Origin of the sequence: Sphingomonas yunnanensis (assembly GCF_019898765.1) — a bacterium.
GTDB lineage: Bacteria > Pseudomonadota > Alphaproteobacteria > Sphingomonadales > Sphingomonadaceae > Sphingomonas > Sphingomonas yunnanensis.
On the sequence record NZ_JAIOKB010000004.1, the window covers coordinates 1 to 13,482 of the forward strand.

Annotated in this window: 13 protein-coding genes; 8 read left to right on the top strand and 5 right to left on the bottom strand. The window is 70.0% G+C overall.

All coding sequences use genetic code 11. The features are described 5' to 3' along the window. Window positions 1-656: 656 nt before the first annotated feature. Window positions 657-1,340: a YiaD family glycine zipper/OmpA-like lipoprotein gene (locus K7957_RS12115; RefSeq protein WP_223012281.1), complete on the bottom strand. Its 684-nt coding sequence runs from the start codon at window positions 1,338-1,340 to the stop codon at window positions 657-659. A gap of 144 nt (window positions 1,341-1,484) precedes the next feature. On the opposite strand from K7957_RS12115, the gene K7957_RS12120 reads away from it, so the two are divergent. Then, the gene (locus K7957_RS12120; protein WP_223012282.1) at window positions 1,485-2,780 is read left to right on the top strand and encodes a hemolysin family protein; all 1,296 of its coding nucleotides are present in this window, start codon (window positions 1,485-1,487) and stop codon (window positions 2,778-2,780) included. 51 nt (window positions 2,781-2,831) lie between these two features. Here K7957_RS12120 and K7957_RS12125 read toward each other — a convergent pair whose 3' ends face one another. Genes K7957_RS12125 through purD form a run of 3 tightly spaced genes read right to left on the bottom strand, consistent with a single transcriptional unit; the run spans window position 2,832 to window position 5,278 of the window. Next, the gene (locus tag K7957_RS12125) at window positions 2,832-3,290 is read right to left on the bottom strand and encodes a GreA/GreB family elongation factor (RefSeq protein WP_223012283.1); all 459 of its coding nucleotides are present in this window, start codon (window positions 3,288-3,290) and stop codon (window positions 2,832-2,834) included. Then, on the bottom strand, window positions 3,287-3,985 hold the full coding sequence (locus tag K7957_RS12130; protein ID WP_246617053.1) for a hypothetical protein: 699 nt from the start codon (window positions 3,983-3,985) through the stop codon (window positions 3,287-3,289). Before K7957_RS12130 ends, K7957_RS12125 begins: the two co-directional genes overlap by 4 nt. Before the next feature lie 33 nt (window positions 3,986-4,018). Continuing rightward, window positions 4,019-5,278: a phosphoribosylamine--glycine ligase gene (gene purD, locus K7957_RS12135; RefSeq protein WP_223012284.1), complete on the bottom strand. Its 1,260-nt coding sequence runs from the start codon at window positions 5,276-5,278 to the stop codon at window positions 4,019-4,021. Between purD and xseA the strand changes: the two genes are divergently transcribed. Genes xseA through K7957_RS12150 form a run of 3 tightly spaced genes read left to right on the top strand, consistent with a single transcriptional unit; the run spans window position 5,277 to window position 7,824 of the window. After that, on the top strand, window positions 5,277-6,683 hold the full coding sequence (xseA, locus tag K7957_RS12140; RefSeq protein WP_223012285.1) for an exodeoxyribonuclease VII large subunit: 1,407 nt from the start codon (window positions 5,277-5,279) through the stop codon (window positions 6,681-6,683). The two genes, purD and xseA, sit on opposite strands and share 2 nt — an antisense overlap. Window positions 6,684-6,694: 11 nt before the next feature. Then, window positions 6,695-6,895, top strand: a complete 201-nt coding sequence (locus K7957_RS12145) for a DUF2093 domain-containing protein (RefSeq protein WP_183921222.1) — start codon at window positions 6,695-6,697, stop codon at window positions 6,893-6,895. Beyond that, the gene (locus tag K7957_RS12150; RefSeq protein ID WP_343228393.1) at window positions 6,892-7,824 is read left to right on the top strand and encodes a M23 family metallopeptidase; all 933 of its coding nucleotides are present in this window, start codon (window positions 6,892-6,894) and stop codon (window positions 7,822-7,824) included. The genes K7957_RS12145 and K7957_RS12150 overlap by 4 nt, the downstream gene beginning before the upstream one ends. A 3-nt stretch (window positions 7,825-7,827) precedes the next feature. Here the strand turns inward: K7957_RS12150 and K7957_RS12155 are convergent, their stop codons facing one another. Continuing rightward, window positions 7,828-8,364: a type VI secretion protein gene (locus K7957_RS12155; RefSeq protein ID WP_223012286.1), complete on the bottom strand. Its 537-nt coding sequence runs from the start codon at window positions 8,362-8,364 to the stop codon at window positions 7,828-7,830. A gap of 217 nt (window positions 8,365-8,581) precedes the next feature. Here K7957_RS12155 and K7957_RS12160 point away from each other — a divergent pair, with 217 nt between their 5' ends. From K7957_RS12160 to K7957_RS12175, 4 genes are all read left to right on the top strand, one after another. Continuing rightward, the gene (locus K7957_RS12160) at window positions 8,582-11,725 is read left to right on the top strand and encodes a TonB-dependent receptor domain-containing protein (protein WP_223012287.1); all 3,144 of its coding nucleotides are present in this window, start codon (window positions 8,582-8,584) and stop codon (window positions 11,723-11,725) included. Between the two features lie 108 nt (window positions 11,726-11,833). After that, the gene (gluQRS, locus tag K7957_RS12165) at window positions 11,834-12,679 is read left to right on the top strand and encodes a tRNA glutamyl-Q(34) synthetase GluQRS (RefSeq protein WP_223012288.1); all 846 of its coding nucleotides are present in this window, start codon (window positions 11,834-11,836) and stop codon (window positions 12,677-12,679) included. Further along, window positions 12,676-12,909: a twin transmembrane helix small protein gene (locus K7957_RS12170; protein WP_223012289.1), complete on the top strand. Its 234-nt coding sequence runs from the start codon at window positions 12,676-12,678 to the stop codon at window positions 12,907-12,909. Before gluQRS ends, K7957_RS12170 begins: the two co-directional genes overlap by 4 nt. Window positions 12,910-12,917: 8 nt before the next feature. Continuing rightward, window positions 12,918-13,475: a cob(I)yrinic acid a,c-diamide adenosyltransferase gene (locus K7957_RS12175; RefSeq protein ID WP_223012290.1), complete on the top strand. Its 558-nt coding sequence runs from the start codon at window positions 12,918-12,920 to the stop codon at window positions 13,473-13,475. Window positions 13,476-13,482: the final 7 nt, after the last annotated feature.

Consider the following 13,482-nt stretch of genomic DNA (forward strand, 5'->3'; position numbering starts at 1 on the left):
CTTGGGAAAGAACGGCCGCAAGCGCTCAACCTGCTCGTCCGTCAGCCAAAAAAGGTCGCTCATCCTCGGTCTCCTCGCGGAACCTGAATCAGACCGCGGACCTCACATCAATGGGTCCTGACCCTAGCGGCCCTGGTGCTCCCTCAGCCTTCTGCTGGTGCAGCGCTGGTGGATCCAAGAACATTCCTGATGAAGGAGCTCGTCGAACTCGACGATAGCAACATCGTAGATCATTGCTTGCAAGAAAGTGGAGGGGTGACGTCGTAAATTCTACGATGCTCCTCCTACGAATACGATAGGAAGGATAATATATGGATCGACGTTCGTCATGAGATTGAGCGAGGGCATATAATGAGCCAAGAAGAAATTGAATTTCATGAGATGTTATGGGACATTAGAACATCGCATGGGTGTAAAAAGGAGCAGATGTTGGACACCGGTACATTTGGATTACTTATTTACGTGGATTGCTGGCACAATGCTTTAGCGAAAAAGATAAGGCAGTTTTCGGCGAAGTTGTCGCGGTGAAAAGCGGGGATGCAGCGGAAAATCTTTACATCGAAGGCTGTTCTGCCCATTCGCGCTCATTCGCAACCGCTTGCTCGAAAGAACCCGCACCGGCGCGGCCGCACCGACCGCGCCTCGCCGCCGCCACCTCAGCGCGGCGGCACGTCGTTCTGCGAGATCGGCACCACCTTGATCTCCACGCGGCGGTTGGCGGCGCGGCCCTGCTCGGTGTCGTTGGTCTCGATCGGCTGGGTCTCGCCGAAGCCGCGCGTCGCGATCCGCGCCGCCTGCACGCCGTGGCTCGATAGATAGTCCGCCACCGAGGTCGCGCGCCGCTCCGACAGATCCTGGTTGTACGAGTCGCTCCCGGTCGAGTCGGTATGGCCGTACACGTCGATATAGGTCTGCGGGTAGTCCGCCAGCACACTCGCCACCTTGTCGAGCGTGCCGCGGAACTGCGGCTGCACGTTCGCCGAATTGTACGCGAAGTTGATCCCCGACGGGATGTTGAGCAGCAGGTCGTCGCCTTGGCGGGTCACCTGCACGTCCGTGCCGCGGGTGCGCTCTCGCATCTCGCGCTCCTGCTTGTCCATGTAAGCGCCGATCCCGGCGCCGGCGATCCCGCCGATGCCCGCGCCCAGGATCTTCTCGGTCCGGTCGCGCCGTCCGCCGACGAGGTCGCCGAGCAGATAGCCGCCGAGCGCGCCGCCGAGGCCGCCGATCGCGGTCTTCGAGATGCGCCGCTCGCCCGTCTCCGGATCGGTGGTGCAGGCCGCGACCGACACCAGTGACAGCGCGGACGCGGCCGCGACCAGCTTCGACGAGAGCTTCATGCTGTTCCCTTTCCCCAGATCCTTGCCGGACAACCCGACGCGCGCGACCCTTGTTCCTCCCGCGCTGAATGCGCGATGACGGAGCGAACCGCCACTTTGCGGATTGTCGCGCGACCGCTTTACCGCCAAGAGGGCGCCACGAACATGCTACCGCCGTTCCCCTGGATCGACGTCGTCATCATCCTGGCGCTGGTCGCGCTCAACGGCGTGTTCGCGATGAGCGAGCTGGCGATCGTGTCGGCGCGCAAGGCGCGGCTGGAGGCGATGGCGCGCAGCGGCCGCCGCGGCGCCGCCATCGCGATCGAGCTCGCCGCCGATCCGGGCAAGTTCCTTTCCGCCGTCCAGATCGGCATCACGCTGATCGGCATCGTCGCGGGCGCTTACTCGGGCGCGAGCCTCGGCACGCCCACCGCGGCGCGGCTGGAAGCGCTCGGGCTCGGCCATGCCGCGGCGGAGCGGCTCGGCTATATCCTGGTGATCGGGCTCACCACCTACGCCTCGCTGATCATCGGCGAGCTCGTCCCCAAGCAGTTCGCGCTGCGCAAGCCCGAGACGGTCGCCGCGCTGATAGCGCTGCCGATGGCCTATCTGGCGCGCTTCACCAAGCCGATCGTGTGGCTGCTCGATTCGACCAGCGCGCTGGCCTTCCGTCTGCTCGGGCTGACGCGCGAGAACGAGGACCAGGTCACCGCCGAGGAACTTCACCTCATCGTCGCCGAGGCGAGCAAGTCGGGGGTGATCGAGGAGCATGAGCGCTCCATCATCTCGGGCGTGGTGCGGCTCGCCGACCGGCCTGTGCGCGAGGTGATGACGCCACGCACCGAGGTGGAATGGATCGACGTCTCGCTCGACGACGCCGCGATCCGCGCCAAGCTGCTCGACACCGCGCACAGCCGGCTGCCCGTGGCGGAAGGGTCGATCGACTCGGTGATCGGTGTTATGCAGGCGCGCGACGTGGCGATGGCGCTGTTCCGTGGGGAGCCGCTCGACGTGGCGCGGCTGATGCGCCGCGCGCCGGTGGTGATCGACCAGATCGACGCGATGGACGCGCTCGACGCGCTGCGCCGCGCCGAGGTGCCGATGGCACTGATCCATGACGAATACGGCCATTTCGAGGGGATCGTCACGCCCGCTGACCTGCTCGCCGCGATCGCGGGTGAGTTCGTCTCCGACGCCGATCCCGACGAGGCGCCCAACGTGGTCGAGCGCGACGACGGCTCGCTGCTGGTCGCGGGCACGATGGCGGCCGACGCGCTGGCGGAGCGGCTCGGCATCGACCTGCCCGAGGACCGCGACTATGCGACCGTCGCCGGCCTCGCGCTGGCGGCGTTCCGCAAGCTACCGGCGGAGGGTGAGAGTTTCGAGGAGCAGGGCTGGAAGTTCGAGGTGGTCGACCTCGACGGCCGCCGCATCGACAAGCTGCTCGTCAGCGCGGCGTGAGCGCGACGGCGCGCGACCGCCCTTAGAGCGGCGACTTTCACCGCGCGATCCTCAGCCGCCGACGCTCAGCACCTCGATCGCCTCCTCGCGGCCGTTGAAGGCGACGGCCTCACCCTCGCTCGCGCCGAGCAGCGCGCGCGCGAGCGGAGCCGAGAGCGCGAGCAGCCCGGCGGCGGGGTCGGCCTCGTCGTCGCCGACGATCGTCACCCGCCGCTCGCGCCCGTCGAGCGTGAAGGTCACGATAGTGCCGAACCCCACCACGCCGTCGGCGCGCGCGGCGGTCTCGATCGCGGTGGCGCGGCGCGTTCTCCAGTAGCGCAGGTCACGCGCCACCGCCTTGCGCGCCTCCTCGTCCTCGGCTGCGGCCAGCGCGCTCTCCAACGCGGCGACCCGCTCCTCGATCAGCGCGCGCCCGCGCGCGGTCACGAGATTGGGTCCTGGCGGGATCGGCAGCTCGAAGCGCGGTTCGAGGTGCTCGTCGTCGCTCTCTCGGCGGAAGGCGACGCTCATCCCAGCTTCCCGAACTGCGCCTCGTAGCCGGCGCGATCGCCCTGCGCGAGCAGACGCGCCTGCTCGCGCCAGCGGTCGCGCTCCATCCGGCCGGTGAAGACGCCGAGCTGCGAGTCGAGCTGGGCCGCCTCGGCGTCGTCGAGCCAGGCGATCTGGTCGACGCGCGTGACGCCGAGCTCGCCGAGCCGCGTCGCGATCTTGGGGCCGAGGCCCTTGAGCAGCGTGATCGACTGCGCGCCGGGCGTTTCGTCCGCCGCCACGCGCGGTGTGTCCGCCGCGGCGCTGGCGGGCGACGCGTCGAGCGGCGCCGCGGCAACGATCGGCTCGCCGGCGAGCGGCGGCTCGGGCGGTGCTTCGTCGGCTGGGCGCTCGTCATGGATCGGCGAGGGACGGGCAGCAGGCTGTGTCTCCTGCTCCGGCACCGGATGGCGTCGCTCCTCGCTCGCGCGGTCGTCGCCGCGCATGATCGGCGGCACGCCGTCGGCGGTGTTGGTGACCTCTACCCCGTCGGCGCGCAGCTCCTCGATACGCTGCTGCTCCTCCGCCTCGGCGGCACGGCGCTTGGCCTTGAGCCGGGCGCCCCAGACCATGCCGATCACGGTGAGCACCGCCAGCAGGGCGACCAGCGCGAGCGCGACGGTGACGAGCACCTGATCCTGCGAGATGGGTTCCAGAGCATAGCTGGAGGAGTTCATCGGCGAGTCCTAGCGTCGGTCAGCATGCGCGGATCAACCATCGGCGTGCGCCTTCGCTCCGATGTCGCGGCGGAAGAAGCCGGTGGGAAAGTCGATCGCCTCGACCGCGCGATAGGCGGCGGCGCGCGCGGCGGCGACGTCGGCGCCGGTCGCAGTGACCGCGAGCACGCGGCCGCCGCTCGCCACCAGCGTGTCGCCGTCCCGCCGCGTGCCCGCCTGGAACACGGACGCGCCGGCCGCCTCGGCAGCGTCGATCCCGGCGATCGCGCCGCCGGTGCGCGGCGTGCCGGGATAACCCTCGGCCGCCAGCACCACGGTCAAGGCGGCATCATCGGCGAAGGCGGGGGCAGGAAGATCGGCGAGCCGTCCCTCGGCCACCGCGAGCAGCACCTCGACGAGGTCTCCGGCGAAGCGCGCCATCAGTACCTGGCACTCGGGATCGCCGAAGCGGACATTATATTCGATCAGCTTGGGGCCGTCCGCGGTCAGCATCAGCCCAGCGTAGAGAACGCCGACATAGGGCGTACCCGAGGCAGCAAGCGCGTCGATCGTCGGACGTACGATCTCGCCGAGCGCCTGCTCCTCCAACTCGGGGGTCAGCACCAGCGCGGGGCTGTAGGCGCCCATGCCGCCGGTGTTGGGTCCGGTGTCGCCGTCGCCGACGCGCTTGTGATCCTGCGCCGAGCCGAAGGCGGCGACGGAGGTACCGTCGCTCAGCACGAACAGGCTCGCCTCGGGCCCCTCAAGCCGCTCCTCGATCACCGCCTCGACCGATCCCTGCGCGTAGAGGTCCCGGATGGCGGCCTCGGCCTCGGCGCGCGACATCGCGACGACCACCCCCTTGCCTGCGGCGAGTCCATCGGCCTTGATGACGCAGGTCTCGCCGAAATCGTCTAGGCAGGCGAGTGCGCCGTCGCGTGAGGTCACCTTGAAATAGCGTGCCGTGGGGATGCCGACGCGCGCGCATAGGTCCTTGGTGAAGCCCTTCGATCCCTCCAGCTTCGCTGCCTCGCGCCCGGGGCCGAACACCGGCACGCCGATCGCGCGGATATTGTCGGCGAGGCCGCGCACCAGCGGCACCTCCGGCCCGATCACGACCAGGCCGATCTGGTGGCGGCGGACGAAGTCGATCACGGCGCGATGGTCGTCGACGTCCAGCTCCGCGATCGTGGCGTGCCGCGCGATGCCGGGGTTGCCCGGCGCCGCGAAGAGCGTATCGAGACGGGGAGATTGCGCCAGTTTCCACGCGAGTGCGTGCTCGCGTCCCCCCGATCCCACCAGCAGGATGTTCATGGCCGACCCCCTCTACGATACTCAGGCGGGCCGGCTGGTAGCCGAGGCCACGCCCGGCGACAATGCGATGGCGGTCAGCGTCAGCGAGCTGTCGGGACGGCTCAAGCGGATGGTCGAGGGCGAGTTCGGCAGCGTGCGGCTGCGCGGCGAGATCTCGGGCTACAAGCGCGCGACCTCAGGGCACGCCTATCTGTGCCTCAAGGACGACGCCGCGGTGATCGACGGCGTGATGTGGAAGGGCAGCGCCGCCGGGCTCGCCTTCCGTCCCGAGGACGGCATCGAGGTGGTCGCGACCGGCCGGCTGACGACCTATCCGGGCCGTTCCAAATATCAGATCGTGATCGAACGGATGGAGCTCGCCGGCGCGGGCGCGCTGATGGCGCTGCTCGAGAAGCTTCGGCTCAAGCTGGCGGCGGAGGGGCTGTTCGACCGGGAGCGCAAGCAGGGGCTGCCGTTCATGCCCCGGACGATCGGCGTCGTCACCTCGCCGACCGGCGCGGTGATCCGAGACATCCTCCACCGGCTCGAGGACCGCTGCCCCACGCACGTGATCGTCTGGCCGGTGAAGGTGCAGGGCGCCGGCGCGGCCGAGGAAGTGGCGGCGGCGGTGCGCGGCTTCGACTCGCTGCCGGAGGACGGTCCGGTACGTCGCCCCGACCTTGTGATCGTCGCGCGCGGCGGCGGCTCGATCGAGGACCTGTGGGCCTTCAACGAAGAGGTGGTGGTGCGCGCCGTCGCGGCCTGCTCGATCCCGATCATCTCGGCGGTCGGGCACGAGACCGACACGACGCTGTGCGACCATGCGGCCGACCTGCGCGCGCCCACGCCCAGCGCGGCGGCCGAGATCGCGGTGCCCGTGCTGGCCGAGCTGCGGCTGTCACTCGACGCCATGCGCCAGCGCAGCGAGCGCTGCGCGCGTCGTCACGTCGAGCGCGGGCGCGAGCGGCTCGACGCGCTCGCGCGCGTGATGCCGACGCGCGATCGGCTGCTGGGGCCGCAGCGCCAGCGGATCGACGAGCTCGGCGTGCGCCTCGACCGCGGGCTGGAGCGGCGCGTGACCCGCGCGCGCGGCGAGCTCGACCGCACCGCCGGCGCGATCCGCCCGGCCGCGCTGGACCGCCGGCTGGAGGCCGGACGCGCGCGGCTCGCCGATCTGGGCCGGCTGGTCGAGAGCCTCAACCCGGACAAGCTGCTGGATCGCGGCTATGTACGGGTAGAGGCCGCGGCGGGCGGCATGGTGACCAGCGCGGACGCCGCGCGCGCCACGGGTGCGCTGCTGCTCCACTTCCGCGACGGCGCGGTGGCGGCGCAGGTGGGGGAGGGGGCGCCGGCGCGCGCGCCCAAGCTTGAGGCCAAGCCGCCGCGTGCCTATCCTGACAAGCCCGACCAGCCGCGCCTGATCTGAGAGTTGTCCCGATGTTGATGAGCCACACCGACCGACCCGCCAAGCTCCACTATCTCGCCAACGGCTTCCGCGTGCTGGTCCCGGGCGACCATGTGGTGTGCGCGGTGTCGGGCGCGCGCATCCCGCTCGAGGATCTGCGCTACTGGGACGCGGCGACGCAGCGTCCCTTCGCCAGCGCCGCGATCGCGACCGAGGCCTTGGCGCCGCGGTGAGCGGGCGTTCTTTCACGCTGGTGTTGGCGGGCGCAGCGGCGCTCGCCGCCTGCGTACCGGCGCCCGTGACCGCGCCTCCCGCTGCCCCGGTCGAGCGGGCGCCGGCGACGCGCGAAGAGGCGCCGACGCGGCCGACGCTGCCCCCGCCGCCAGAGCTGGTCGCGCCCGCGCGGTTCGGGCTCCCGTCCGCGATCGCGCAGGGCGGTCTCGCGCTCGGCACCGCCCCCGCGGCGACGACGCGGCTTACGCTCGACGGGGCTGCGGTCCCGCTCGCGCCGGACGGTCGTTTCCTCATCGCCGCCGACCGCGATGCGAGCGGCACGATGACGCTGATCGCCGCGCTGCCCGATGCGCGCACGGTCACCGCGACGCTGCCGGTGACGCCGCGCGCGTGGCGGCTCGAGCGGCTCGACCAGGTCGCCAAGGTGCCCGTGCCCGACGCCGACTTCGCGCGCCGCCGCCCCGCCGAGCTGAAGCAGATCGCCGCCGCGCGCGCGGTCGAGGCCGCCTCGGACGGCTGGCGCCAGCGCTTCCGCTGGCCGGTGACGGGGCGGATCTCCGGGTTGTTCGGCGCGCAGCGGATCTATCGCGGCGAGCCCGGTAGCTATCACGCCGGCGTCGACGTGGCGCGCGGCGAGGGCACGCCGGTGGTCGCCCCGGCCGACGGCGTGGTCACGCTCGCCGCCGACCCGCCCTTCACGCTGGAAGGGCGGCTGCTGATCCTCGACCATGGCGCGGGACTGACCAGCGCCTTTCTCCACCTCTCGCGGATCGACGTCGGGCTCGGCCAGCGGGTGCGCCAGGGCGAGCCGATCGGCCTGGTCGGCCACACCGGTCGCGCCTCGGGACCGCACCTGCACTGGGCGATGACGTGGCGCGGCAAGCGGATCGACCCGCAGCCGGTCGCGGGAGCGATGCCGGCTGGTTAGGGTTCAGCGCAGGCGCACCGCGCGGTAGCTCCGCCCGTCGACGTTGAGGAAGAAGGCGCCGATCGCGCCCTTGCGGATCCGCACTTTAGCCCCGGCCTTCGGCGGGAAGGGCATCGGATCGGTGGTCTGCCACACCGGGCCGCCCTCGTCCGCCAGCGTGATCTCCGCGCGGCCATTGCCACCGGCGCGCGCGCTGCGCACGGTGGTGTTGATCTCGCTGAACGTCTCGCGCTGATCGGCCTCGCCGCGATCGGTCGCACCGCCGAGCAGGCCGAGATCGGGCAGGTTGAGCCCGAACAAGGATCGCCGCGCGCGCCTGACCTCGGCGCGATCGACGATCCGGACGTCGTTCTGCTTGACCGCCTGCTCCAGCGCGGCACTCGCTTTGTCGTAGCAAGCGAGCCGCTCGCCCGGGTCCGGGATCGCGCGGCACGCCGCGAACCCGTCGAGCACGCGCTGCGCGCCGCCGCCCGATTGCGCGCTCACCGGCACCGCCACGACCACCGCACCCGTGGCGATCGCCGTCCAAAGTGGCCGCATCGTCACACCCCTTCTGCTCACCCGCATGCCCCGTTGGCTACCACACCATACTTCATCTGTGTCATTGAAGTTACACTCTTTCAAAAACGCGACGTGAGAGGCCTGCCATGTTGCTGTGCAGCGCGGCTTCACGCTAGCCATCGGCATCCCGGGTGGCCGCGCCGACCCGGAGCACATTCTGTGAATGCCGGAAAACCGGCCACAAAGGGGATAATTGATGCTGAACGCCTATCGTTCGCGCCTGCTCGCCTCGACGCTGCTGGTCGGCGCCGTCGCGATTGCCGCTCCGGCGACCGCGCAGACCGCGGATCCCGCCAGCCAGCCCAAGACGGGCGTGCAGAGCACCGATCCCAACGCGCCCGCCGCCGGCATCTCGAGCCAGGAATCCGCCCCGCCCGCGGGTGAGAACAGCTCGGGTGACATCGTCGTCACCGGCACGCTGATCCGTAACCCCAACCTCGTCTCCTCCAGCCCGGTCACCGTGGTCGGCCAGGAAGAGATCACGCTGCGCCAGAAGAACACCGCCGAGGAGCTGCTGCGCGACCTGCCGGGCCTGACCCCGAGCATCGGCTCGGCCGTCAACAACGGCAACGGGGGCGCCTCCTATGTCGACCTTCGCGGCCTCGGCAACTTCCGCAACGTCGTGCTGCTCGACGGCGCGCGCATCGCTCCCTCGGGGCTGGTCGGTCGCGTCGACCTCAACAACATCCCGCTGGCGCTGGTCGAGCGCGTCGACAGCCTGACCGGCGGTGCCGCGGTGACCTATGGCGCCGACGCGGTGTCGGGCGTCGTCAACTTCATCACCCGGTCGGATTTCTCGGGCGTCGAGGCCTCGGTCTCCAACTCGATCACCGAGCGCGGTGACGGCGCCTATTTCCGCGGCGACCTGACCGTGGGCGCCAACTTCGACGACGGCCGCGGCAATGCGGTGTTCTCGATCGGCTACCAGCAGGCCGACCCGGTGTATCAGGGCGCGCGTGACTTCTCGCGCAACAACTACACCTCGACCTCGGGCGGCCTCGGCGGCTCGGGCACGACGATCCCGTCGCGCTTCACCGGCGCGGCGCTGGGCACCGGCACGCCGACCAACTTCAACGACCCGAACTATCTGTCGGCGAACCGCATCTACAACCCGACCACGGGCGCGCTGCGCGGCTACACCGCCTCGCGCGACGCGTTCAACTTCAACCCGTACAACATCTTCCAGACGCCCTTCGAGCGTTTCAACATGTACGGCGCGGGTCACTACGACATCTCGGACAGCATCCAGGTCTACTCGCGCGGCCTGTTCTCGAAGAACACGGTGACCACGGTGCTCGCGCCGGCGGGTCTGTTCGGCGAGTCGCTGACGATCAACCTCAACAACCCGTACCTCCCGTCGACCGTGCGCCAGCAGTTCTGCGCGCTCAACGTCGCACCGGTCGGCGCCGATGGCACGCGCAGCGCCTACACGCCGCGCTTCACGCCGGCCGAGTGCGCCGCGGCGGCGACGGCGACCGGGCCGAGCGACCCGAACTACCGCACCGTCACCAGCACGGTCGCGCGCCGCACCACCGAGGCCGGCTCGCGCATCACCGACTACACGACCCAGATCTTCGACTATCGCGCCGGCGTGAAGATCGGCCTGACCGAGAAGATCGGCCTCGACCTCACGGGCGCCTATGGCGAGAGCCAGAACGACCAGGTCATCACCGGCTACCTGCGTCGCTCGCGCATCCAGCAGGCGCTGCTGGCGAACAGCACCACGGCGTGCATCGACACGTCGAACAACTGCGTGCCGATTAACCTGTTCGGGTCGGCGGGGAGCATCAACTCCGACATGCTCGGCTTCGTGACCGCCGACAGCCAGGTGACGACCAAGACCTCGCTGGCGCAGGCACGCGCCTTGCTCTCGGGCGACTTCGGCGCGACGCTGCCGTGGGCGTCCGAGCCGATCGGCTTCGCGGCCGGTGCCGAGTATCGCAAGTACCGCGCCTCGCAGATCGCCGACATCCTCTCGCAGCAGGCCGGCGAGCTCAGCGGCACCGGCGGCGCGACGCCCAACGTGTCGGGCGGCTATGAGGTGAAGGAAGCCTATGGCGAGCTCATCGCGCCGCTCGTCGCCGACGCGCCCTTCTTCAAGAGCCTGACGATCGAGGGTGGCATCCGCTACTCCGACTACAAGGTTTTCGCGGCCGGTTCGCCCTCGTACAATTCGACGACCTACAAGGGCGGCGGCAGCTGGGAGCCGGTCGACGGCATCAAGTTGCGCGGCAACTATCAGCGCGCGGTGCGTGCGCCGAACATCTCGGAGCTGTTCTCGCCGCAGAACACCGGCCTGACCAGCCTCTCGGCCGATCCGTGCGCCGGCACCGCGCCGAGCTCCAACGCCAACCTGCGCGCGATCTGTATCGCGCAGGGCGCGCCGGCGGGCACGATCGGCATCATCGAGCAGCCGAGCGCGTCGCAGATCAACGCGACCACGGGCGGCAACCTCAACCTGAGGCCCGAGAAGTCGGACAGCTTCACGGTCGGGCTCGTGCTACAGCCGCGCATCGTCCCGGGCCTGTCGATCACGGTCGATTACTATAACATCAAGATCAAGGACGCGATCTCGCAGCCCACGGTCAGTGATGCGATCGCCGCCTGCTTCGGCAACATCACCGCGGCCAGCGCGGCGAGCGCGGCCTGTACCCAGATCCGGCGTAATCCGGATACGGGTGGCCTCGACGGTAGCCCCGCGACCACGCCCGGCCTGCTGCTCGCGGCGTCCAACCTGGGCACGATCAAGACGGACGGTATCGACCTTCAGGTCTCCTACCGGCGCGATCTAGGTTTCGCGAAGCTCAACCTGAACTTCCAGGGGAATTGGACCAACCGTGCCGAGTTCCAGGCGACCCCGACCTCGATCAACCGCGAGTGCATCGGCTATTACAGCGTCAACTGCGGTTCGCCGGGTTCGGCGGGTCCGAGCTCGGCGCCGGGTTCGCTCCAGCCGGAGTTCACATGGAACCAGCGCACCACGCTGTCGTTCGGGCCGGCCGACATCTCGCTGCTGTGGCGTCACCTCAGCGGCCTGGAGGCGGAGCCGGGCGACGATCAGCCGGCGCGCTTCGTCGGCAACCTGACCGGCGGCGCGCTCGACGGCGTCGCGGTGGACTTCAGCAAGATCAAGGCCTTCAACTACTTCGACCTCGCGACGCGGGTCGGCGTGGGCGAGCAGGTCGATCTGACGCTGACGGTCACCAACCTGTTCGACAAGCAGCCGCCGCTCGTCGGCGGGTCGATCGGCTCGGTGTCGTTCAACAGCGGCAACACCTATCCCTCGACCTATGACGCGCTGGGCCGGCGCTTCACGGTGGGTGCGCGCTTCAAGTTCTGATCGCGCGCAGCCGGAACGAATGACCAGGGGGTGGGCTTCGGCCCGCCCCCTTCTCGTATGTACCGGACGGCCTTGCATCACCGGCTGCGGCCGCGCACATCGCGGCGGATGGATCCGGTGGTCACCCGCTTCGCGCCCTCGCCGACGGGTCGGCTCCACCTCGGCCACGCCTACTCCGCGATCCAGGCGCACGATCACGCGCGCCGGCACGAAGGGCGTTTCCTGCTACGCATCGAGGACATCGACCGCACCCGCAGCCGCCCCGAGCATATCGGCGCGATCCTCGCCGATCTCGCCTGGCTCGGCCTGACGTGGGACGGCGAGGTGGTCCAACAGTCGCACCGGCTGAGTCTGTACACCGTCGCGTTGGAGCGGCTGCGCGATATGGGGCTGCTGTATCCCTGTTTCTGCACGCGCGCCGAGATCGCCGAGGCGATGAGCGCGCCGCACGGCGCCGCGCCGCTCTACCCCGGCACCTGCCGTACGCTCGCGTCCGCCGACCTCTCGCGCCCGCACGCCTGGCGGCTCGACATGACCGTCGCGGTCGCGCGCGTCGGTGCGCTCGAGTGGCGCGATGGCGACCGCGTCATCGCCGCGGACCCGCTCGCGCAGGGGGACGTCGTCTTGGCGCGTAAGGATGCGCCCGCCAGCTACCATCTCGCGGTGACGGTCGACGACGCCGCGCAGGGCATCACCGACGTGGTGCGCGGGGTCGATCTGTTCGACGCGACCCACGTCCACCGCCTGCTCCAGGCGCTGCTCGACCTGCCGGTGCCGCGTTGGCACCATCACGCGCTGCTCACCGGCACCGACGGCGAGCGGCTCGCCAAGCGCCACGGCGCGCCCGCGCTGGCGACGCTGCGCGAGCGCGGCGACGCCGGGCGCGCGCTGGCCGATCGGCTGCGCGCGGGCGACTTCCCAAACGCCGCCATCATCCCTACCTTCGGCCTATGAACACCTTCCTCGTGATCCTGCTGGTGGCGGCGATGCTGGCCACTGTGGTCGCTCTGGTGCGCGGCATCGTCTCCTTCCTCCAGGAAGCCTCGGCGAACGCCCGCGGCGAGGGAGGCGGGCCTACCGCGGCGCAGCTCAAGAGCAACCGCATGATGCAGCAACGCATCCTGTTCCAGGCGCTGGCGGTGCTGGTCGTCGTGGTGATGCTGTTCGCCGCCGGCCGCACCTGACCCGGCGGATGGTCAAGCTCAACCGCATCTACACCCGCACAGGCGACGCGGGGACGACCGGACTGGTCGACGGTAGCCGCGTCCGCAAGGACGACACGCGCATGGTCGCGATCGGCGACGTCGACGAAGCGAATAGTGCGATCGGTGTCGCCGCCGAGACGCTCCCTGGCGCCGACCACGTGGCGGCGCTCCGTCGCGTGCAGAACGATCTGTTCGACCTCGGGGCCGACCTCGCCACGCCGGGCGACGACTTCACCCCGTCCGAGTTGGTGCTGCGGGTTGTGCCCGCGCAGGTAGAGCGGCTCGAGCGCGAGATCGACTCGCTCAACGCCGACCTGCCGCCGCTGACCAGCTTCGTGCTCCCGGGCGGCGCGGCGGCGTCGCTCCATCTCGCGCGCGCGATCGTGCGCCGCGCCGAGCGCAGCGCCGTCGCTGTACTGCCGCACGCCAACCCGCAGGCGGTGATGTACTTGAACCGCTTGTCCGATTTCCTGTTCGTCCTGTGCCGCGCGGTGAACAAAATGGGGAATGACGACGTTCTGTGGGTCGCGGGGGCCAATCGTTAACTTAGGA